Here is a 23,561-nt window from a genome sequence, read left to right on the forward strand (position 1 = left end):
TGCTGATGCAGGGCAATTTAGTAGTTATTTCGTTAAAAATATCTCACACACAAACCAGAAGACTTTCCTGATCCTGGTGTTGATATACCAGTTTCAGGATTGAATTTCTCGTGAACCCCTATAAGTACAGTACTTGTCCAGTAATCCGTACTGCTAAATGTACTGCCATAAGCTTTCAAATTACCATATTCTCCCCACAACGTACCTACTTTTCGTGGAACTACACCACTACTTGGTCGCTGCGCTAATTCTAAAGATGACGCCACTTGTCCATAGCTATTGCATGATGCATTTATAATATCCCAAGTGTTATTACTGGCAGCACCTAAACTAGTAAACCATTTTTTCATCTTGAATTTGAATACAACATTATTCCCTTTACCGTCTTTTGGTTTCCCGGTAATAGTGATTTCACTATTTAGGGGCAGACTTATTGTGACTTCTCCATTATTGTTAACATTAATACCATAGATGCCTGCCGTCCAATCATAATCTGTATTCTTCATATTATGGGTTAATACTAAGGTGAATTTAGCCCCATCAAATCCTGTTTCAGGAAAACCATCTGTCGCCCTGAATATTGCACCATTCACACTCAGTGAATCGACTGCCACAAAAGGAAGGATGGTATAGGAAGGTTGCCCGTTTACACGCCAACCCTTAATCTGCAGAAATGAATTTAAGTTCTCTCCTTCTTTGTAGGCCATATAGGTACGCTCATATATGCCATCACCCAAATATATCCATTTAGCCCCTTCTTTCTTCTCCACATTTTGTAAGTACACTGCATCATCCAGCACATCCAGACCGTTATCCAACGGGTTGCCAAAATCATCAGCTAATAAAACACTGACAGGTAAATCCGCCCCAACAACCACAGCATCTTCTCGTATACGAAGCTGTGAACTAAGTGGACTCGCTTCACCCGGTTTAATAGTATAATTATTTGAATAATTGGCATCGCTCCAACCAACCATCTTCAGTTGTGCATTCAAATTCACTTCCGCGAAATGCGCCATATACTGTCTTTGATATTGCCCATTGCCGTTGTATATCCAATTATTGCTCTGGATAGGATCTGCATTCCTGACTTTTACGTTTTCCTCATTAAGCTGAGCGACACCATCAGTAATAAAGTTACCCTGAGCATCACTAAGTACAACAGTCACCGTTATGCTCTCCCCAGCGATATATACCGTTTTGTCCGTGATAATCGTGGACTGAGTTTTTGCTGCTGCACCTGGTTGTATCCCGTATAGCGCGGAATTAATCTCCGTTGCCCATGTTTTTAATTTCAGACTGGCAACCAAATTTTTCTCGGCAAACCATGCTGTCCAGATCATGGTATATTCACCATTATTCTGTTCGACCCATTGCATCGAATCGGGGACTGCGCCGCCCACCGTAAAATTATCGATATATGATTCGATAACTCCTGATGTCAGCCCTAAAGCCGGGTTACCAAACTCATCCCGCAACGTTACTGTGACAGTTAATGACTCCCCGGCGATATATGTCGTTTTATCTGTCCTGATGGCTGAATTTGTTTGCACCGGAGCACCACTGTGGATGGAATAACTCTCTGATTGTTTACTGCTGCCCCATTCAGACAACGTCAACGTCGCGTGGTGAGAGTCTCCCGCCATTTGCGCCGACCATGTAGCAGTATAAACACCGGCGGTTTCAGACCATCCTCCTGAACGTACGGCTCCTTCCACTGCGACGTTATCGCCAGACAGTAAGGACTCGCCCCCCTCAACCAGGTTACCGTGCGCGTCTTTCAGCGTCACGGCGACGGTTATAGTGTCGCCAGCGGTGTAGGCGTTTTTATCCGTAGCGATAGTTGATGTGGCTTGCGCCGGAGAACCGGACTGTATGTCATAGCGATCTGACGTTACACCATCACTCCACGTCTGCAATTGCAGGTTGGCGTGCTGATTGGTACTGGCAATCGTCGCCATACGGGTTGTGGTATACACGCCACCTGATTCAACCCAGCTTCCCGTTTCTGACGGGTCGGTGCCAGCCACCGTAAGCACACCATTAGCGGCTAACTGTGAAGCTGCACCGGTTACCAGATTATCGAACACATCCCGGAGCGTTACCGTGATGGTGATTGTCTCTCCAACCGTATAGTTCGACTTATTTGTTTCAACGGTTGAAGTGAGCTGCGATGCATCACCCGGTACAAAGGTGAGGTTCTGGCTCAGGCTGCTGCTGTTGATGCTGGCGGTGACCGCACTGGTGCCCGCCGTCTGGCTGGTGACACTGATCTCCACCGTGCCGTCCGGCTGCGTGGTGACCGTCGGGGCAACCGTTGCACCGTTGTCCGCCAACACGCTGACTGTCTGTCCGGCCAGCGCATTGCCGAACGCGTCGGTGACTTTCACCCGCAGCGTGTTCGCCATCGCGCCATCTGCCACTGAGCCGTCCTTAATGACCACCAGATCCGCGATCTTCGCGGTGCTGACATCCGGGATAAATGTCACATTCTGACTCAGACTGCTGTTGTTGATGCTGGCAGTGACCATACTGGCTCCGGCGATCTGGCTGGTGACGGTGATTATCGCCGTGCCGTCCGGCCCGGTGATAACCGTCGCGGCAACCGCTGCCCCGTTGTCCGCTGAGACGCTGACCGTCTGTCCGGCCAGCGCATTGCCGAACGCGTCGGTGACTTTCACCCGCAGCGTGTTCGCCATCGCACCATCTGCCACTGAGCCGTCCTTGATGACCACCAGATCCGCGATCTTCGCCGTGCTGACATCAGCAATAAACGTCACGTTCTGGCTCAGAGTGCTGTTGTTGATGGTTGCGGTAACTGTACTGATGCCCGCCGTCTGGCTGGTGACGGAGATTTCCACGGTGCCGTCCGGCCCGGTGATAACCGTCGCGGCAACCGCTGCCCCGTTGTCCGCTGAGACGCTGACCGTCTGTCCGGCCAGCGCATTGCCGAACGCGTCGGTGACTTTCACCCGCAGCGTGTTCGCCATCGCACCATCTGCCACTGAGCCGTCCTTGATGACCACCAGATCCGCGATCTTCGCCGTGCTGACATCAGCAATAAACGTCACGTTCTGGCTCAGAGTGCTGTTGTTGATGGTTGCGGTAACTGTACTGATGCCCGCCGTCTGGCTGGTGACGGAGATTTCCACGGTGCCGTCCGGCCCGGTGATAACCGTCGCGGCAACCGCTGCCCCGTTGTCCGCTGAGACGCTGACCGTCTGTCCGGCCAGCGCATTGCCGAACGCGTCGGTGACTTTCACCCGCAGCGTGTTCGCCATCGCACCATCTGCCACTGAGCCGTCCTTAATGACCACCAGATCAGCGATCTTCGCCGTCCTGACATCGGCGATAAACGTCACGTCCCGGCTCTGGCTGCTGCTGTTGATGGTTGCAGTGACGGCACTGGTGCCCGCCGTCTGGCTGGTGACACTGATCTCCACCGTCCCGTCCGGCTTTGTGGTCATCGTCGGAGCAACCGTTGCGCCGTTGTCCGCTGAGACGCTGACCGTCTGCCCGGCAAGTGCATTCCCGTTAGCATCGGTGACCTTCACCCGCAGCGTGTTCGCCATTGCGCCGTCAGCCACTGAGCCGTCCTTAATAACCACCAGATCCGCGATCTTCGCCGTGCTGACATCAGCAATAAACGTCACGTTCTGGTTCAGAGTGCTGTTGCTGATGCTGGCAGTGACCGTACTGGCTCCGGCGGTCTGGCTGGTGACGGTGATTATTGCCGCGCCGTCCGGCCCGGTGATAACCGTCGCGGCAACCGCTGCCCCGTTGTCCGCTGAGACGCTGACCGTCTGCCCGGCAAGTGCATTCCCGTTAGCATCGGTGACCTTCACCCGCAGCGTGTTCGCCATTGCGCCGTCAGCCACTGAGTTATCCTGCGTCACCTCCAGACTCGCGATCTGCGCCGTGCTGACATCGGCGATAAACGTGACGTTCCGGCTCGCGGTACTGCTGTTGATGCTGACAGTGACAGTACTGGCTCCCGCCGTCTGACTGGTGACACTGATCTCCACCGTGCCGTCCGGCTCTGTAATCACCGTCGGAGCAACCGTTGCGCCGTTGCCTGCCGTCACGCTGACCGTCTGTCCGCCCAGCGCATTCCCGAACGCATCGGTCACCTTCACCTGCAGCGTGTTCGCCGTCGCGCCGTCTGCCACCGCGTTATCCTGGCTAACGACCAGATCCGCTATCTTCACCGTCCTGACATCCGCGACAAACGTCACGTTCCGGCTCAGGCTGCTGCTGTTGATGCTGGCAGTGACAGTACTGGCTCCCGCCGTCTGACTGGTGACACTGATCTCCACCGTGCCGTCCGGCTCTGTAATCACCGTCGGAGCAACCGTTGCGCCGTTGCCTGCCGTCACGCTGACCGTCTGTCCGCCCAGCGCATTCCCGAACGCATCGGTCACCTTCACCTGCAGCGTGTTCGCCGTCGCGCCGTCTGCCACCGCGTTATCCCGGGTGACCACCAGATCCGCGATCTGCGCCGTGCTGACATCCGCAATAAACGTCACGTTCCGGCTCTGGCTGCTGTTGTTGACGCTGGCGGTGATCACACTGGTTCCGGCGGTCTGGCTGGTGACAGAGATCTCCGCCGTGCCGTCCGGCTGTGTGGTGACCGTCGGAGTGACCGTTGCGCTGTTGTCTGCCGTCACGCTGACCGTCTGCCCGGCAAGCACATTACCGAACGCATCCGTCACCCTCACCCGCAGCGTGTTCGCCATTGCGCCGTCAGCCACGGCGTTATCCTGCGTCACCTCCAGACTCGCGATCTGCGCCGTCCTGACATCGGCGATAAACGTGACGTTCCGGCTCTGGCTGCTGCTGTTAATGCTGGCAGTGACCGCACTGATTCCGGCGGTCTGGCTGGTGACAGAGATCTCCGCCGTGCCGTCCGGCTGCGTGGTGACCGTCGGAGCAGTCGTGGCACCGTTGCCTGCCAACACGCTGACCGTCTGCCCGGCAAGCACATTACCGAACGCATCCGTCACCCTCACCCGCAGCGTGTTCGCCATTGCGCCGTCAGCCACTGAGTTATCCCGGGTGACCACCAGATCAGCGATCTTCGCCGTCCTGACATCCGCGATAAACGTCACGTCCCGGCTCTGACTGCTGCTGTTGATACTGGCGGTGACCGCACTGCTGCCCGCCGTCTGGCTGGTGACACTGATTTCCACCGTGCCGTCCTGCCCTGTGATGACAGTCGGAGCGACCGTTGCGCCGTTATCCGCCAACACGCTGACCGTCTGCCCGGCAAGCGTATTACCGAACGCATCGGTCACCCTCGCCCGCAGCGTGTTCGCCGTCGAACCATCTGCCACGGCGTAATCCTGCGTCACTTCCAGCACCGCGATCTTCGCCGTGCTGACATCAGCAATAAACGTCACGTTCTGGCTCAGAGTGCTGTTGTTGATGGTTGCGGTAACTGTACTGATGCCCGCCGTCTGGCTGGTGACGGAGATTTCCACGGTGCCGTCCGGCCCGGTGATAACCGTCGCGGCAACCGCTGCCCCGTTGTCCGCTGAGACGCTGACCGTCTGTCCGGCCAGCGCATTGCCGAACGCGTCGGTGACTTTCACCCGCAGCGTGTTCGCCGTCGAACCGTCTGCCACTGAGCCGTCCTTAATGACCACCAGATCCGCGATCTTCGCGGTGCTGACATCCGGGATAAATGTCACATTCTGACTCAGACTGCTGTTGTTGATGCTGGCAGTGACCGTACTGATGCCCGCCGTCTGGCTGGTGACGGAGGTTTCCACAGTGCCGTCCGGCCCGGTGATAACCGTCGCGGCAACCGCTGCCCCGTTGTCCGCTGAGACGCTGACCGTCTGTCCGGCCAGCGCATTGCCGAACGCGTCGGTGACTTTCACCCGCAGCGTGTTCGCCGTCGAACCGTCTGCCACTGAGCCGTCCTTAATGACCACCAGATCCGCGATCTTCGCGGTGCTGATATCGGGGATAAATGTCACATTCTGACTCAGACTGCTGTTGTTGATGCTGGCAGTGACCGTACTGGCTCCGGCGATCTGGCTGGTGACGGTGATTATCGCCGTGCCGTCCGGCCCGGTGATAACCGTCGCGGCAACCGCTGTCCCGTTGTCCGCTGAGACGCTGACCGTCTGTCCGCCCAGCGCATTGCCAAACGCGTCGGTGACTTTCACCCACAGCATGTTCTCTGTCGCGCCGTCTGCCACCGCGTTATCCTGCGTTACCCCCAGATCAGCAATACGCGCCGTGCTGACATCAGCAACGAAGTTCACCGTTTTACTATCGCTGCTTTGATTGACCTTAGCCTCAACAGTGCTGGCATCCGCTACGGTACTGCTCAGATCAACCTCTGCCATGCCATGCACATCCGTCCTGATGTCTGCACTCTGCCCTGCATTGGCAAATACAGCCGCCCCCTTCGTCACCGTAAAGGTGACGGTCTGCTCTGGCAGCACATTGCCAAACTGATCTTCCACCCGAACATTCACCGTATGTTGATCGCTACCATTGGCCAGCACATCCAGGCTACCCGTTGTCACTTGCATCGCGACGATTTGTGCGCTGGCGGCATCGCCACTAATACTGTAAACATTTGAAGTCAGGGCGCTCGCCCAGCCGGACATCTGTAGCTGTGCTTTTAAACCGGTGCCAGGAAGTAAAGCGGTATACGTTGCGGTATAAATGCCTTTTTGATCTTCATTCCAGGTAATGCTTTCCGCTTTTGTATTTGGCAGCTGGATAGCCTGGCTGATAGCGTCTCGTTGCCCCCCGACCAGGTTTTCATAGCTATCCTTGAGCGTTACCGTAACTTTAATCGCACCGCCTGCGGTATAGGTCGTTTTGTCGGTAACGATAGAGGAATAAGCCAGCACAGCTCCGCTTTCGCGGATGACATACGCATCGGATTGCTGCACGCTACTCCATGTCGATAGTTTCAGCGTGGCGTAATGGCTATTGCCAGCAATCTTCGCGGTTCGGGTGGTGGTGTAAACGCCATCAGACTCTTCGCTCCAGTTACCCGTTTCATTTGTATCTGTACCGCTCACCTCGACCACGCCGCTACCTGCCAGCAGCGAAGCCATCCCTGTCACCCGGTTTTTCTGCTCATCCATAAGGGTGACTGTCACTTTTATCTTGCCACCCGCGGTGTATGACACATCGTCCGTCTTGATGGTGGAGGTTAGCTGCGAGATATCGCCAGTGATAAAGCTCACTTCCACAGACTGACTACTGCCATTGATCTCGGCCTTGATAAGACTGTTTACCGCCTGGTCACTGGCAAGGTTAACGCTGGCAATCCCGTCTTTATCTGTCGTCACAATACCGCCATTTGGATCGGCAAAAACCGCCGCACCATTCACGACCGTGAAGGTAACATTTTGTCCCTGCAGTAAATTTTGATGCACGTCCCTGACCGTCACAGCGACGGTATTGTGATCGCGTCTGGCGACTGCGTTATTCGCGGTGATCTGCATCGCAGCGATTTTGGCGGTATCTTTATCACCCGCAATACTGAACGCATCCGAATGCTTGGTTTGCCAGCCGGGCATCGTCAGCTGGGCCGTTAATTTGTCGCCAATGAGATGGGCCGTATAGTTTGCTTTGTAAACTCCCTCACTTTCTTCCGTCCAGGCACTAACAGCATCAGTCTTCGTGTTGTCTACTTTAACAGCCTGTTTAAGAAGTTCTTTTCTTCCGGTAACCCCGTTGCCATTCTCATCTTTCAGGGTCACTTTTACGCCTATCGGCTTACCCGCGACGTAATTATTCTGGTCTGTTTCAATCATGGAGTCCGCTCGGGATGCCATATTAGCCACAATGGCAATCAGCGCTGGTGTTTTAGCAACATCGTCGCCGTTAAATTGTGGCATCAGCGACAACGCGCCTGACGTCTTCCCGGAGGTAACTAACTGGGTATAGGTTCCGTTACCGTTGTCTTTCCATTCGCTTAGGGCGAAATCTTGCAAACCTTTCGCATGGGTTTTTAATGTCATACCCGGGATAGGCTTGCCGCTGGAATCTCGCGCGGTATAGGTCAGCGTTGAGATTGATTTTCCATCCGCAAGCAGAATTTGTAGATCGACAGAAAGCGTTGAATCAGCGAGGCTTAGTGTGGGTTTTTCTACAACCACCATACTTTCTTCACGCCGGGAGAAATTCCCTTTCGAATCTTCCGCTATAACTGTTATTGGGTAAGTGTTGTCGGTTTCAGGCATTACCGTAAATCGGTAGGGTGGAATAGTGACCTGAATATCCTTGCCGGAAACAGCAACTTTCCCGCCCGCAGATTGCAAGGAAGCGGCTTCGATGTCATAACCTTTCAGCGCGTATTTGGTTTGTAAGGAAGAAACCAGCGATTTAACCTCCCCCGGCTTGCCTTTCAGCGGATCGGTCAGCGTCAACCGCACCAGCTCTTTCTTGCGATATTCGAGGACAATATTGTTATTACGATCGACCAGGTCATAGCGACTGCCCGCAAGGCTGCGTCGTGCTGCAACTTCAGCCGGATCGAGCTGTTTTTGCAGTGAATGACCGGGTTGCAACGTCAACTCCATACCAATTCGGGTGTCGTTTTCTCCCTGTTTGCCCTGCCGTTGCTCGGCACTAAAGGAGATCAGGGGAACGGGGGTGTAACTCAAACCTGCGGTAATCGCGTGAGGATCATTTTGTCGCTCGTCTTTACCAAACAGCGCCACTTCATCGCCATAATATTGTTCATAGACCAACTTGCCGCCCAGCTGCGGCCAGGCCGGTAACCAGCCTTCGGCGCGAAGATCCCACCCGTTCGCCGGACGTGCTTCATAGTCATTGTCGAGTTCCGGTGCACTACGCCAGTTACTGAGGCGCAGATAACCGTTGCCGCTCAGTTTCAGGTAATCGCGCCAGTATTCAACGCCCATCCCGGTTCGGGTGTGATAGCGGCTCAGGTCATGATCGATAAACAGGTTTATGCCCGACATCCAGCTCGATGTGAAATAACGCCAGCCGATACCGTGGTTCGTTTGAGTGCGATCATCCGTACGGTGGAGTGCATGCTGGCTGAAGACCAGGTTATCTGGCGTTTCGTACCAGGGATGGAGAAATTCAAATGAAGAGCTTTTAAGGCTGAAATCTTCATCAACACCCAGAGATACCCGGGCAGTTCCCCAGCGGCTGAGCCAGTCTGTCGCCTGCGCAGACACAGAAGAAGCCACCCAGCCACGCGCCATACTCGCAGCCTGTTCGCTGTCCATATCGCGCGCTAAAAGTGTCCCACTTTGTTGCGCCACTTCCGCGACCTGCATTTGTGGATCTTTACCGTCGCGCTCCATCTGCATTGCTTTCAGAGTGCGCGCTTCAGGGCTGTTACTGTTGATGAGTGGTACATCTATCTCATCGCCCTGACGCACATTGTCAAAGCCCCGCGCAAATGTACGGAACTGATTCAGGCGACGTAATTCATCAACGGTAATACCAAAGCGTGCCGCGACCGTTGGTGGCGATTCCAACGCCCCCAAGGTGTATGGAATAGTTTTAACGTTCGACAGGATCAGTGACGCGGCAGTATCCGAATGCGCAGGGTTAACATGCGTAGGAGCAGCAGCTATAACAGGGAAAATAGTTTGCGTTATCAGGCAAAGACCGGCGGTCAGACGACGTAAACGATCCCCCAATCCACATACGCTGTTATCGCCCCAACGATTACCGTTCCCATGCGCTTTCCCTGTCATTTGTCATCCCTGCCGCTATGCGTTCAGATTAAATGACCTTTCTTTAACATGAGGGAAAATGATGATTCATGATTAGCAAATGATGAATACAGGCGGAAGAATGGAAATAACAACAAGATAAGAACAATGCCTGATCAATGGTTATCAGGGGAAGAACAGGAGAGTGTTCCCACCACAGCAGTAACCCCTCCTGTAAATACGTTACTTCATTTTCACCTTTGCGGTGACTAACAGCGCGGTAAGCAACATCAATGTGCCGGACAACATCAGCGGCGAAGTCAGACCAATGTTATCCAACGCATAACCGCCGATTGCCGCACCGCAGGTATTGGCAAGCTGAATAACGGCCACCTGAATAGACCCAGCCTTTTCTGCCTGATCGGCCAGTGAGCGAGTGATCCACGTTGACCAGCCAACGGGAATTAAAGCAAAAGTCAGCCCCCAGATAATCGCAACGCCGGTCGCCACGATTTTATCGCTTCCCCACAACGTCAGCACCAACGCACTCAGAGCCAGTATTAACGGCGCACCTGCTAAGGCCAGTTTTACCGAATGTTTAAGAATGAACGACGAAAGCGACGTGCCGATAAAGCTGGCGATACCAAAACTCAACAGCACCAGCGTTAAGCCATCCACGCCGAATCCTGCGAGATTCATATACACTGGACGAATATACGTGAAGAAAGCAAACTGCCCGGCGAAAGACATGAAGATGGCGATCATCCCGGCCATCACGCCCGGACGCTGTAATAAGCGGAAAGTATTTTGCTTCTGATGCGAGGGTTCGCCAGGCAGCGAAGGCAATGATTTGATAATCCAGATAATACACAGCACGCCCATCACCGCCGCCGCATTAAAGACATTGCGCCAACCGATAAGCTCACCTAAAAAGCTACCCAACGGCGCGGCTATCACCAGCGCAATAGAAACCGCGCCGAAAATCACCGACAGCGCCTTCGGCACCGTACGCGCTGGTACCAGACGCATGGTCAGCGACGCCGACATCGCCCAGAACCCGCCGAGTGCCAACCCCAGACAGGCACGACCGATTAAAAGCAAACTGAATGAGTTGGCAAAGGAAACCAGCAAGCAGGAGAGCGTCAGCAAAACGGCAAACAAAATAACAACGTAGCGGCGGTCAGTGGCCTGAATTGTCTGGGTAATAAACAAACTGGCAAACATTGCCACAAAGGCGGTCACGGTCACCGATTGCCCGGCAACCCCTTCCGAAATACCTAAATCCTGGGCCATTGGCGTCAACAAACTGACGGGCAAAAACTCAACGATAATCAGGCAGGCGACGCAAAACGCTACCGAGAAAACGGCGGACCAGTTCGGTCGGATGATGGCATCCGCGCCGCGGTTTTCGGCAATAAATTCACTCATGGTGTTACCCGTGGCATGTTTCAGAGGAAAAGCTGACCACTTTAACATTGAAATGTGTGACACATTTAACGTTTTTGCAACTTTTACGGTGTTGTGGGAAAAGTTCGAGGCTGCTCGAAGAAATAAAAATCATAGGGCAAGCTGATATGCATTTTCGCGATTGGGTTGGGAATAAGAGATAAAGTATTGCACTTGGTGATATACTTTAATAACAGGACCTCAACGATATGCGCGTGTTTAAAACCAAATGGTTTGCAAGGGAAGCCAGGTCTCATGCAATAACAGATGAAGAGTTGTGCCGGGCCATTTTAGAAACGGAGCAAGGTAAAGCTGATGCACTTGGTGGTGGCGTTTTTAAAAAGCGCCTTCACCAAAATCGTGAGCGTGCAATTATTCTGGCAAAAGGGGGAAGCAATTGGTTTTACACGTTTTTATATGCAAAACAGGATATGTCGAACATCAATAGTCAGGAACTGGCTGGGTTTCGTGAACTTGCAAAGCATTATGCCTTCCTGACGAAAGCCCAACTAACAGCAATGATTAACACTAAAGAACTGACAGAGATCTGCTATGACTGCAAAAACTAAATTTAAAAGTCCTGCATTTGAGGCTATTCACAGCGCAGCTGCTGGATTGTCCAGCGTCGATGCTATTTCTGCCGAAACGATGCGTACTTTTGACAAAGCCTGCCTGACCAGCGTGCAAGACTTACAACCTGTTGAGATAAAAGCACTGCGGGAAAAATTAAAAGTGAGTCAGCCCGTCTTCGCTCACTATCTCAATACCAGCGTTTCAACTGTACAAAAATGGGAAAGTGGCGCTAAACGCCCCAATGGCATTTCATTAAAACTGCTCAGCATTGTGCAAAAACACGGGCTGGAGGTGCTGCTGTAAATAGAACGTAGATAATGCGTTCACCTACTGTCAGTTCCGATGCCGGATGCGGCGTGCACGCCTTATCCACCCACCAGCTCAGGCGCGGTCTGTAGGCTAATAAGACGAAACGGTTTTAATGCAGCCAGTGAACGCCCTCAGCAGGCTGAAAGAATGCGTTATAGCGCATCTGAAAAGCATTAATATCCTGCATTTCAGGTTCGGTTTCGCGCAGAAAACCCAGCGCCAGCCTGACCTGAGCATCGGTAATCGGCGCGGCAAGACGGGCTTTTTGTAAAATCCGATGCCATTGCAGCAGGTTCTGTTCGCTTCCATCGACAATGACAATTTGCCAGATGAGCAACACCTGCGCGGCGTTTTGCAGGTGCGACTCATCCGGGCGATGCAAATAACGTAAAAATTCCTCACCGGCTGACTTTCCCATTTGATCAACCATCGACTCCACGGGTACGACATCAATATTCAGCCGATCGCTGAGACGGCGAATCGCCTTTCTGGCCCCGGATGTCAGCACCCGAAAACCAATTACAAACACCACCGCCAGCGTAGCGAGCATTATCCAGATCATGAGTTCTCCTGCGTAATCAGAACTCATGATATCTGGAAACCCTCGCCAGTTACTAATCCACCAAAATAATCTTCAGAGCAAACAGAGCTGCAACCACCACCACACACAGGTTCAGATCGCGCCAGCGCCCGGTGCACACCTTCATGATGCAGTACGACATAAAGCCAAGCGCAATCCCTTCGGTGATCGAGAAAGTAAAGGGCATCATCACCGTAGTAATAAATGCAGGTACTGATTCGGTAAAATCATCCCAGTTAACGCGCGCCAGGCTTGAGGTCATCAGCACGCCAACAAAGATTAACGCTCCGGCGGTGGCGTAAGGAGGGACCATTGCCACCAGCGGCGAGAAAAACATAACCAACAGAAACATAATGCCGACCACGACCGCAGTCAGCCCCGTTCGACCACCAACTGCCACACCAGAAGTACTTTCAATATAGGCGGTAACAGACGAGGTGCCGATAAACGCGCCCGCCACCGAACTGACGCTATCAACATACAGCGCCTTATTCATATTAGGGAATTTACCGTTACTATCTATTAAGCCAGCTTTATCAGTCACACCGATTAATGTTCCTGATGAATCAAATAGGTTGATCAGCATAAAGGAGAAAATGATACCGGCGAGTTCAAGTGATAATGCGCCACTCAAATCCACTTCACCAATGACGCCGCTAATATCAGGCGGAATGGAATAGACGCCGCTAAAATGAACATCACCGAAAAATAATCCACAGCAAGACGTCACCACAATAGAGACCAGCACCGCGGCATGAAAATGACGAGATGACAACACGGTTATAATAAAAAACCCTAATATACCTAACAACACACCGTGAGAACTTAAATCACCAATCATCACCAGGGTGTCTTTATTGGCGACAATAACACCAGTATTTTTTAACCCCATTAAGGCGATAAATAATCCGATTCCGCTAGTGATACCAATACGTAAACTTAATGGAATGTTGGAGATCATCCAGTACCGGATGCGAAACAGCGTGAGCAAAAATAGCCCAATTGCGCCCCAGAATATTGCGCCCATCCCGGTCTGCCAGGAGATACCCATCGCCCCCACGACCACGAACGCAAAGAAGGCGTTCAGTCCCATTGCCGGAGCCAGCGCCACGGGTAAGTTAGCAAATATCCCCATCGCAATACTGCCGATACCGGCAATCAAACAGGTGGTAACAAACACCACTTTCGGGTCCATTTGTGCCGCGCCGAGGATTTGCGGGTTCACAAAAACGATGTACACCATGGTTAAAAAAGTGGTCATCCCCGCAATCAATTCTGTGCGGACGGTGGTCCCATGCTGAGGTAGTTTAAATAATCGCGAAAGCGTCCCTGATTCATTACTCACGTAATCGGTATTGTCATTATTCATTTTTTTGTCCATTGGAGGAGATTTAATCCCTTGCTTTTGTAAAACAAATGACAACAACGGTTCAGTGATAATTATCACATTTCAATTGCACATTAATGGATATTCTTTAATAATCTCGCGACGTTTCTTTATGATAAATAATAATCAAATTGATAAAATCAAAATGAGAAAAATATGAATAATTCCATTAACCATAAATTTCATCACATTAGCCGGGTTGAATACCAGGAATTGTTAGCCGTTTCCCGTGGCGACGCTGTTGCCGATTATATTATTGATAATGTCTCTATTCTCGATCTGATCAATGGCGGAGAAATTTCCGGACCAATTGTGATTAAAGGACGTTACATTGCCGGTGTTGGCGCAGAATATGCTGACGCTCCGGCTTTGCAGCGGATTGATGCGCGCGGCGCAACGGCGGTGCCAGGGTTTATTGATGCTCACCTGCATATTGAATCCAGCATGATGACGCCGGTTACTTTTGAAACCGCCACCCTGCCGCGCGGCCTGACGACCGTTATTTGCGACCCCCATGAAATCGTCAACGTGATGGGCGAAGCCGGATTCGCCTGGTTTGCCCGCTGTGCCGAACAGGCAAGGCAAAACCAGTATTTGCAGGTCAGTTCTTGCGTACCTGCCCTGGAAGGCTGCGATGTTAACGGTGCCAGTTTTACACTTGAACAGATGCTCGCCTGGCGTGACCATCCGCAGGTTACCGGCCTTGCTGAAATGATGGATTACCCTGGCGTAATTAGCGGACAGAATGCGCTGCTCGATAAACTGGACGCATTTCGCCACCTGACGCTGGACGGTCACTGCCCGGGTTTGGGCGGTAAAGAACTTAATGCCTATATTGCTGCGGGTATTGAAAACTGCCACGAAAGTTATCTGCTGGAAGAAGGTCGCCGGAAGTTACAACTCGGCATGTCGTTGATGATCCGCGAAGGGTCCGCTGCCCGCAATCTCAACGCGCTGGCACCGTTGATCAACGAATTTAACAGCCCGCAATGTATGCTCTGCACCGATGACCGTAACCCGTGGGAGATCGCCCATGAAGGACATATCGATGCCTTAATTCGTCGCCTGATCGAACAACACAATGTGCCGCTGCATGTGGCATATCGCGTCGCCAGCTGGTCGACAGCACGCCATTTTGGTCTGAATCATCTCGGCTTACTGGCACCCGGCAAGCAGGCGGATATCGTCCTGTTGAGCGATGCGCGTAAGGTCACGGTGCAGCAGGTACTGGTGAAAGGCGAACCGATTGATGCACAAACCTTACAAGCGGAAGAGTCAGCGAGACTGGCACAATCCGCTCCGCCGTATGGCAATACCATTGCCCGCCAGCCAGTTTCCGCCAGCGACTTTGCCCTGCAATTTACGCCTGGAAAACGCTATCGGGTCATTGACGTCATCCATAACGAATTGATTACGCACTCCCGCTCTAGCGTCTACAGCGAAAATGGTTTTGATCGCGATGATGTGTGCTTTATTGCCGTACTTGAGCGTTACGGGAAAAGACTGGCTCCAGCCTGTGGTTTGCTCGGCGGTTTTGGCCTGAATGAAGGCGCGCTGGCTGCGACGGTCAGCCATGACAGCCATAATATTGTGGTGATCGGTCGTAGTGCCGAAGAGATGGCGCTGGCGGTCAATCAGGTGATTCAGGATGGCGGCGGACTATGCGTAGTACGTAACGGCCAGGTACAAAGTCATCTGCCGTTGCCCATTGCCGGGCTAATGAGCACCGACACGGCGCAGTCACTGGCGGAGCAAATTGACGCCTTGAAAGCCGCCGCCCGTGAATGTGGTCCGTTACCGGATGAGCCGTTTATTCAGATGGCGTTTCTTTCCCTGCCAGTGATCCCCGCGCTGAAACTAACCAGTCAGGGGCTGTTTGATGGCGAGAAGTTTGCCTTCACCACGCTGGAAGTCACGGAATAATAAAAAAAAGCCCGGCGTCATGCCGGGCAAAAGTCACCAGTTACGTTTATGCCACTGTCAACTGCTGAATTTTTTTCTCGCGGCGGATTTTGCGTTCTTCCATCACCGCCACTATCGCCATCAGGCAGATACAACCAATCGCGGCGATATCCAGTGCGGCAAAGGTGCCTGCCCAGCCGGTAAGGCCGAATACCGGCGTCCCATCGGCAATCATCCCCAGCCCTAACTTGGCAAAGCTGTCACCAATCAGGTAAGCGAAGGTGCCTTTAATACCATCGGCAGCGCCAATGGCTTTTTTAGGTACAAAGCCAACAGCAGCCACACCAATCAACAATTGCGGGCCAAAGACCAGGAAACCTAACGCAAAGAGAGAAGCCAGGTAGATATATTCGTTGCTGGCATGTTGATACACACCGAGCGTGGCGATAATCAGCGCCAGCGCGATGCAGGCCACCAGGCCACGGCGACCGTTCGCCAGGTCAGAGAGCCAGCCCCACAACAGCGTACCCACCAGCGCACCAGCTTCAAACAGCGTAAAGCCCTGAATCGCCACCGCTTTAGAGAGTTTCAGTTCCTGGAACGCATACACGGTTGACCACTGGTCGATACCAATACGCACCACATAGAGGAAAATGTTGGCGAAGCACAGCAGCCAGATCACTTTGTTTTTCAGCACATACTCAACAAAGATCTGCCACTTGGTCATATCGGTAGATTCTGTCTCTTTGTCCTCTTCGCTGATCTCTTCGCCGAACAGTTCTTCAGCTTTGCCGAGGCCATAAGATTCCGGGGAGTCGCTGCCGTAACGCAGGCCGATAAAACCGACAATCAACGCGATGATGGACGGGAAGATAAACATGCCGATCACATGGCCGTCAAACAGGTAATTTGCGCCGAACAGCGCCACACCTGCCGCGCCCGCACCGCCAAGATTGTGAGAAATATTCCAGAAACCGAGGAACGTCCCGCGCTTACGACGCGGCGTCCATTTGGTGATGGTGGAGTAACTGCACGATCCCCCGGTACTCTGGAAAAAGCCGCTTAAGGCGTAGAAGGCAATCATCAGGAACAGACTAACCGAGCCGCTGCCCATACTGGCACTGAAGCCCAACATACAAATGGCAGACAAGATCAGCATGAACGGCAGGAATTGTTTGGTGTTTTTGCCGTCGGCGTAATAGGAAACCAGTGTTTTACCCACACCATAAGTGATGGAGAAGCCCAGGCCGATCATCCCCAGCTGCGTCATGCTCAAGCCGTAGGTCGAGATCATGTCGTTCTGCGCGATGTTAAAGTTCTTGCGAATCAGGTACATCGTCAGGTAGCCGATAAAGACCACCAGGTAGGATTGCATGAACGGTTTGAACCACATTTTGCGCCGCACTTCGAGCGGAAGATCCAGGGTCGGCTTGCGAACCTGGTTTAAGAAAGCCAGCATGGGTTACTCCTGAAATGAATACCTGCGTGAGGTATGCATTGTAAAAATCAGCAGCAAATCAGGCCTGAGATAGCGTCCAGGCAAAACCTGGAAAATTTCTTAGTTTTGCCGGATATGAAGTGAAAAAGTGAGATGCATCACGCTTCGCGCGGTGTCTGGGCATTCAAAAAGGGCAGTAACAGCAGTGCGGAAATCCCGGCGGCAATGGCGATAACCACAAAAAAACCGCTCCAGTGCCAGGTATCGAGTACTTTCGCCAGCGGCCAACCAGCAAGCGACGCCCCCAGATAAGCAAACAAGCCGACAAACCCCGTTGCCGCCCCTGCCGCCTCCTTGTGGGAACACTCTGCTGCCGCCATGCCGATTAACATCTGCGGGCCAAAGACAAAAAAACCAATGGTGAAGAAGCAGCTTGCCTGCATCACGTAGCTGGCAAATGGCATCAGCCATAGCGAGCCGACGGACAGCAAAATCCCGGCGGCGAAAATTAAATTCATCGGCCCGCGGTTGCCGTTAAAGAGTTTGTCCGAGCCCCAACCCGCTACCAGCGCACCGATAAATCCGCCCAGTTCAAACATTGTCACTGCCGTATTCGCCGTGACCAGATCGACGCCCAGCGTCTCGGACATATACAAATTGCCCCAGTCGTTGATCGCCGCCCGGACCACATAGACCAGCACATAGCAAAACGAAAGCAGCCAGATATACGGATTCAGCAACACATATTTGGTGAGGATCTCTTTACGTGTCAGCCCTGCCCCTTCTTGTTGTTGAGCGATTTCCAGCGCGTCGTGTCGCCATTCGCCGACCGCTGGTAAACCTAACGCCTGCGGGCGATCGCGCAGCCGCCAGCAGAGAATAATCCCCACGACTATCGCCATACAACCGGCAATCATCATCCCGGCACGCCAGCCGTAATGCAGCGCGCTCGCTGCCATCACAATGGGAATGAGTGCGCCGCCGACGTTATGCGCCGTGTTCCATAATGCCCACCACCCCCCGCGCTCAGTACGTGAATACCAGGTGGTTAACAGACGCGCACACACCGGTGAACCCCAGCCCTGGAAAAAGGCGTTCAGCCCCCATAGCATGGCAAACGCCCATAGCGACGTCGAGAAGCCAAACAGAATGTTGATGATGCCCGTGGCGATAAGCCCTATCCCCATAAAATAACGGGCATTTGAGCGGTCGCTGACAATGCCGGAGACAAACTTCGACACGCCGTAGGTAATGTAAAACAGGGTCGCTAACAGGCCGATATCGCTACGGCTGAGCACGCCATTAGCAAGGATTTCTGGTACGGCGGCGTTAAAACTTTTCCGCGTGAAGTAAAACAGCGCGTAACCCAGCCAGATGGTCAGCAGAATATGCCGACGCCAGTAGCGATAGCGGGCATCAATTTCATGTTTATCGCTAATCAACGGCGCGTCAGCTGGCGCTTTCAGAAACGGCAACATCATCAAGCCTTAGACATAACGTTGAGGTAGAGAAACACTGACACGCGTGCCGTGCAAACAGGAGATGGTCAAGGTGCCACCCAGCGCCGTTACTCGCTCGCGCATTCCGGTGAGGCCAAAACCGTGTTGCCCGGAACCCGGCGGTAAACCGCTACCATCGTCTTCAATCACCAGCATCAACCGTTCGTCCTGCTGCCAGCCTTGCAACGTGACCGCACTGGCATCGGCATGTTTCACAATGTTGTTCAACCCTTCCTGGCAGACGCGAAACAGCGTCACGCGCTGGTTTTCGCTTAACGCTGATTCATCGATTCGCCATTCGAGATGGCTGACAATGCCGCGCCCTTCCAGCTCCATTTCCCGCATCAGTGAGCGGATGGCCTGCTCCAGAGTGAGATCATCCAGCTGGCGCGGACGTAACCGCCCTAACAAGCGGCGCACCGCGTCGTAAACGCCCAGGGATAACTGTTCGATGAGCTGCCCGCTCTGTTTCACGCGGGCGTTATCCGCCGCGAGCCGCTGGACAATGCCCGCTTGCGTACGAATGGCGGTGATGGTCTGACCGATATCATCGTGTAATTCACGCGCCACATCACGACGCACACTCTCTTCGGTTTCCAGCAAACGTTCAGCCAGATGCTGATTGCGCGCCAGTTCCTTTTGTAGCGACTGGTTAAGTTCACGCAAGCGCTGTATGCCAGCACCAAGCAACAACCCAGTCAGACTTTGCACCAGCAGGGAGAGCAATAAATCGACCGGATGGTCACGCCAGGTTTGACTGGCGATCAGCGCGATGGCGTTCATCAACGTCGCAATCAGCGCCCCTTGCCAGCCATAGTGCCATGCCAGCGCGATAATCGGCAGCGCCAGGCAGAAGGGAGTGAAGCGCGACAGTTCATCCGGCAATCCCAACTGGAGCCAGAGACTGATAACAAACAGCAGCAAGTACCAGACCAGATGCCGCCCGCGCCAGTTGATTGGCTGAGAAACCAATGACGGACCGAGCGGCAGCCAGGTGTTATTGGCGAGATAGTGCCAGAACACCAGACATATCGGGGCCAGCGTCAGGCCGCCAGTTAAAGTTAACAGCAGCGCATTCCACGACTCTTTGCCGTACCAAAGCCAGGGCAGCGACTGCAACAACGCCGCCGCCGTCAGCGCCGCACCCTGTAACAGCAGAGTGCGCCAGTCGCGTTGATGGCGATAGCGTGAGATCAGCGCCACGGGCAGTAACGTCAGTAAACTACCGATCATCAATAAGGAGAAATGGCTTAAACCAACCGCCTGCATTAACCAATAAATCAGCAGCCATTCCGCGCCCAGCAGCACTGGCCAGTATCCGCGTGGGCATTGCAACATTAGCCCAAGTCGAAGACCAAACGGAAATAACAGCACCGCCATATCAGGGCGCTCAACCAGATGCAGGCTGATACTCCACAGGCAAAACCACGCGGCAGAGAAGATAAAAAAGCAGGCAATAACAGTAATTAAGCGGGAGAACAACGTCTTCATCACCAGCCATCAAACATGCGGCGCGCCAGTTCCACGTCGTTACTGACGCCCAGTTTTTCCATCAGGTTGGCGCGATGGACGTGTACCGTTTTCGGCGACAAGCCCAGTTCGGCGGCAATCTCTTTCACCGCCATTCCTTGCGCCAGTTTTTCCGCCACCTGGCGTTCACGTTTGGTTAGCGGGTCCTGGCGACCGGATGCCAGTTTAATGGCAATATCTGGCGTCAGATAACAGCCGCCCGTGGCAACCGTATGCACCGCAGCAATCAGTTCGTCAGGGCTACAGCGTTTGGAGAGAAAGCCGCGCGCCCCCGCGTTAAGCGCCTGCTCAACCAGCGCCGGACTGTCATGAACGGAGAGCATAATTGTCGCCATACCTTTCGGCAGCTGGCTTAGCAGCTCCAGACCGGAGATATCGGGCATGGAGATATCGCAAATACACACCTGCACACCGCGCCCCGGCAGCCCCGCCAACGCCTCGCGCCCCGAACCAAACTCGGCAACTACCTGCAAATCAGGTTCCAGCCCCAGCAGCTGCGCAAAGCCGGAGCGGACGATGAGGTGATCGTCTATAAGTGCAACGGTGATCATGATTGGGTCCTGGCGGATAAAAAACGCGCATACCTTAACGATAAGCGCGATGTTGTTCAAGTTGGATATGGGGTATGTATTGGCTTAATGATGTTGGGCTTATCGTCAAAACGCTTACCTGAAAGGTAAGCGTTTGGTGCGTGTTATTGAGAAAAAGCGAATTATTTGTAGGTTGCAATCGTAATATTGCCTGAGAAATTTCTCCTTAGATTGCGGACATCATTATCCCTTGCCCAATAATCATCTTTGTGTCTATAACTTTCATCGGAATGTACATAGGGAGAATCATCTTCAACGTCGTTATGGATAATATTTTCGCCTTTAGTGGTATAGATATAATTAGCAATATCAAAGGTGTCATTCGCGTTATTTATGACTGCTCTTAAAACATAAAGAGTTTGTGTGAACCCGTATTCTGAGAAATCGGCATGAAGATGGTTATTTCTACCATTCAAAGCAACAAAACTCGGACAATAACTTAATGTATCGCCAACAGCTACAGCGGCGCGACGCACATCAGGTGCAACATTATCATTAGCAACATAAAATGCTTGTGAACAGGCATAAAACAAATTTCCAATCCCGGTACGACTGGATAAACAAGAAATGATTTTTGCTATTTTTTCTGGCTTTATACCATCTTGATATAACGAATCTCTCACCAGATCACATTCATCAGGGGTGAAAATAACTTTCTTGAATATTTCCTCATAAACATCACAAGAAGGAGATCCAGAGCGAGTGAAAGATCTAGTGCGAAGTGTTAAATCTTGCATTTTTTCGCGAAGTAATTCACTTATAGTGCTGTTTATTTTTTCACCACAACATAAGACAAATGAACTTCCCTCCAGAACTTGTCTTTCTGCATCTGCCAGGAGTGAGCTAAATTCATCCTCATGAAGCTTAAGGTTTTTTATAGATGATTGATGTAAATACTTTTCTGGAATTAAATCTTTTTGTTCCCTTAAAAGCTCTATCATTCGGCGTTCGGTTTGCCTATCAGAAGGGGATTTCATGTTATAGTTATTTTTAGCAACTTCCAGCTTAAGAGCATTTGCAGCAACTGTTAATTCTGAGATTTGTTCTCTTTCCTGTTGATCATGTTGTGATAAGAGCTGCAAAAACTCTTGTGCGTTAGACCCTGAAAATTCCCTGACGTCCTCATGCTTTATACTTTCAGTTTCACCATTTTTTTTCTTATGAAATTCACGATACAATTGGGTTTCTTTAAATCTGTCACTACCGAGCTCTTCAATTTTGACATAACTATTTAAACCCGTTACAGCAATCCATATTTTATTATTCGAATCCTTAGATTCAGGTGTAACATGAAAATAAGGGATGAATTTAGAATTAACCTCATAACGATAAAGATGCAACATTTCCAACAGGTGAGTTAATATATTTACAAATGATTCTCTAAAGCTTACCTTTACGGGTTCTGTTGGTACTGTTAGGCAATCGTCAATCACACCACTTTTTTTCATTACGTCAATGTTAGAAAAATCCATATTAAGATCACGCTTAATACTCTTATTTAAATTTTGCTGCTTTTGGTTAAACAGAACACTCTGTTTAACAGGATTGGTGGTTACGCTATAAGTTCCCATAATAACCTCATGGTTTTTTCTCAATATTAATAAATACAACTTTGATATTATTCAAAGCATTAATATTAGCGCCACAATTGGTCATAAAGCGACCTCCATGTGCCAGTTCGTTAAGAAAAACGCAATAATACTGGAGCTTATTTTCCGAACGATTTTCCCAATGCAATTGCATCACTAACACTACTTATTCACTATCAAAAATCGCTCATTTTTTCAAAAAGACTGTTTACACACAGACGGTTAACAATACGCGTTCATCTTAATGATAAACGCGCTTTATCAAGAAAAAATCATAAATCAGCAGTTGTTGCGGCACCAGAAAATGTAAAAGAGACTTTATCGCTGGTGGAGTTTTTCTCGTCGACACTACCGGTAGTAATATAACGAGCGCACTGAAGATTAACTTCATTTTCAATTTTATTAACCGCCATCAAATATATCTTCTGACTAAACCCATTCATAGTAAAATCCATTTCATTAAGATACTTTCCAGACCCAAAAAAAGCATTTCCTGATTTTTTTAAATGCAATGTTAATGAAGTGGCACCATCCAAACTCTTTGAGAGTAACTCGCGAACATCTTGAGATGTATGTTGTAAGCGAGTCTGATAGCCTTGTGCGGAAGAATAATAAAAACATGTAATCCCCTGAGGACTGGCTAAGCAAGCGATTATTTCATCAATCTTATCATCCGTAATATTACCGTTTGATTGTTTTAATAATTCTCTTACCCGAGCACAATCATCATCATTAAAGCATACCTGTGCAACCAATTGTTCAGGTGTCTTTTGACTATAACTTAGATCTTTTTCAATTATTTCAATTTTGCTTGCAAATATTTTAAGAATATCTTTACTTAACTCAACACCACAGCAAGTTATTTTTGCAGCGCCACTTGGTTTAGTTTGTTCTTTTATACATCTATGAGCATCCATAGTCATAGAGTATAAATAATCATCATCAATATCAATTTTTTCCTGAACAGGTAAATGCCCCTCATCTTTTTGAATTCGCAGGTTTAATAAATCATATGTATTACTCAAAATTTCTGCAGGCATTTCGTAATTA

General features: G+C 51.2%; 13 protein-coding genes. 3 read left to right on the plus strand and 10 right to left on the minus strand.

The window, feature by feature from the left end; translation table 11 throughout:
- Window positions 1-32: 32 nt before the first annotated feature.
- Together iatC and nepI are read right to left on the minus strand one after the other, a co-directional pair.
- On the minus strand, window positions 33-9,710 hold the full coding sequence (gene iatC, locus QUE34_RS22105) for an inverse autotransporter adhesin IatC (protein WP_286338881.1): 9,678 nt from the start codon (window positions 9,708-9,710) through the stop codon (window positions 33-35).
- 201 nt (window positions 9,711-9,911) lie between these two features.
- Complete coding sequence (nepI, locus tag QUE34_RS22110; RefSeq protein ID WP_032185504.1) at window positions 9,912-11,096, minus strand: purine ribonucleoside efflux pump NepI; 1,185 nt, start codon at window positions 11,094-11,096, stop codon at window positions 9,912-9,914.
- A gap of 233 nt (window positions 11,097-11,329) precedes the next feature.
- On the opposite strand from nepI, the gene QUE34_RS22115 reads away from it, so the two are divergent.
- The gene (locus QUE34_RS22115) at window positions 11,330-11,683 is read left to right on the plus strand and encodes a type II toxin-antitoxin system RelE/ParE family toxin (RefSeq protein WP_001521686.1); all 354 of its coding nucleotides are present in this window, start codon (window positions 11,330-11,332) and stop codon (window positions 11,681-11,683) included.
- A complete protein-coding gene (locus tag QUE34_RS22120; protein ID WP_000125643.1) occupies window positions 11,667-11,990 on the plus strand; it encodes a helix-turn-helix domain-containing protein in 324 nt (107 codons plus the stop codon). Before QUE34_RS22115 ends, QUE34_RS22120 begins: the two co-directional genes overlap by 17 nt.
- A 115-nt stretch (window positions 11,991-12,105) precedes the next feature.
- Here the strand turns inward: QUE34_RS22120 and QUE34_RS22125 are convergent, their stop codons facing one another.
- Window positions 12,106-12,558 (minus strand): DUF1198 domain-containing protein, encoded by a 453-nt coding sequence (locus QUE34_RS22125; protein ID WP_001353562.1) that lies wholly within the window; start codon window positions 12,556-12,558, stop codon window positions 12,106-12,108.
- A gap of 52 nt (window positions 12,559-12,610) precedes the next feature.
- Window positions 12,611-13,945, minus strand: a complete 1,335-nt coding sequence (gene adeQ / locus QUE34_RS22130) for an adenine permease AdeQ (protein WP_024166224.1) — start codon at window positions 13,943-13,945, stop codon at window positions 12,611-12,613.
- Between the two features lie 174 nt (window positions 13,946-14,119).
- Here adeQ and adeD point away from each other — a divergent pair, with 174 nt between their 5' ends.
- A complete protein-coding gene (gene adeD, locus QUE34_RS22135; protein ID WP_032304083.1) occupies window positions 14,120-15,886 on the plus strand; it encodes an adenine deaminase in 1,767 nt (588 codons plus the stop codon).
- A 46-nt stretch (window positions 15,887-15,932) separates the two neighbouring features.
- On the opposite strand, the gene uhpT is transcribed toward adeD, so the two are convergent.
- From uhpT to QUE34_RS22165, 6 genes are all read right to left on the minus strand, one after another.
- Window positions 15,933-17,324, minus strand: coding sequence for a hexose-6-phosphate:phosphate antiporter UhpT (gene uhpT, locus QUE34_RS22140; RefSeq protein ID WP_000879194.1), 1,392 nt, complete (start codon window positions 17,322-17,324; stop codon window positions 15,933-15,935).
- Window positions 17,325-17,461: 137 nt separating this feature from the next.
- Window positions 17,462-18,781 carry an MFS transporter family glucose-6-phosphate receptor UhpC gene (uhpC, locus tag QUE34_RS22145; RefSeq protein ID WP_032304084.1) on the minus strand — a complete coding sequence of 440 codons (1,320 nt, stop codon included), beginning with the start codon at window positions 18,779-18,781 and terminating at the stop codon, window positions 17,462-17,464.
- Window positions 18,782-18,790: 9 nt separating this feature from the next.
- A complete protein-coding gene (gene uhpB, locus QUE34_RS22150) occupies window positions 18,791-20,293 on the minus strand; it encodes a signal transduction histidine-protein kinase/phosphatase UhpB (RefSeq protein WP_001355057.1) in 1,503 nt (500 codons plus the stop codon).
- The gene (gene uhpA / locus QUE34_RS22155; protein WP_000633668.1) at window positions 20,293-20,883 is read right to left on the minus strand and encodes a response regulator transcription factor UhpA; all 591 of its coding nucleotides are present in this window, start codon (window positions 20,881-20,883) and stop codon (window positions 20,293-20,295) included. The genes uhpB and uhpA overlap by 1 nt, the downstream gene beginning before the upstream one ends.
- 161 nt (window positions 20,884-21,044) lie before the next feature.
- Window positions 21,045-22,370: a hypothetical protein gene (locus QUE34_RS22160; protein ID WP_241232120.1), complete on the minus strand. Its 1,326-nt coding sequence runs from the start codon at window positions 22,368-22,370 to the stop codon at window positions 21,045-21,047.
- Window positions 22,371-22,783: 413 nt separating this feature from the next.
- Window positions 22,784-23,266 carry a hypothetical protein gene (locus tag QUE34_RS22165; RefSeq protein ID WP_032304088.1) on the minus strand — a complete coding sequence of 161 codons (483 nt, stop codon included), beginning with the start codon at window positions 23,264-23,266 and terminating at the stop codon, window positions 22,784-22,786.
- Window positions 23,267-23,561: the final 295 nt, after the last annotated feature.

Source organism: Escherichia sp. KS167_9B (assembly GCF_030295215.1).
Lineage (GTDB): Bacteria > Pseudomonadota > Gammaproteobacteria > Enterobacterales > Enterobacteriaceae > Escherichia > Escherichia coli_F.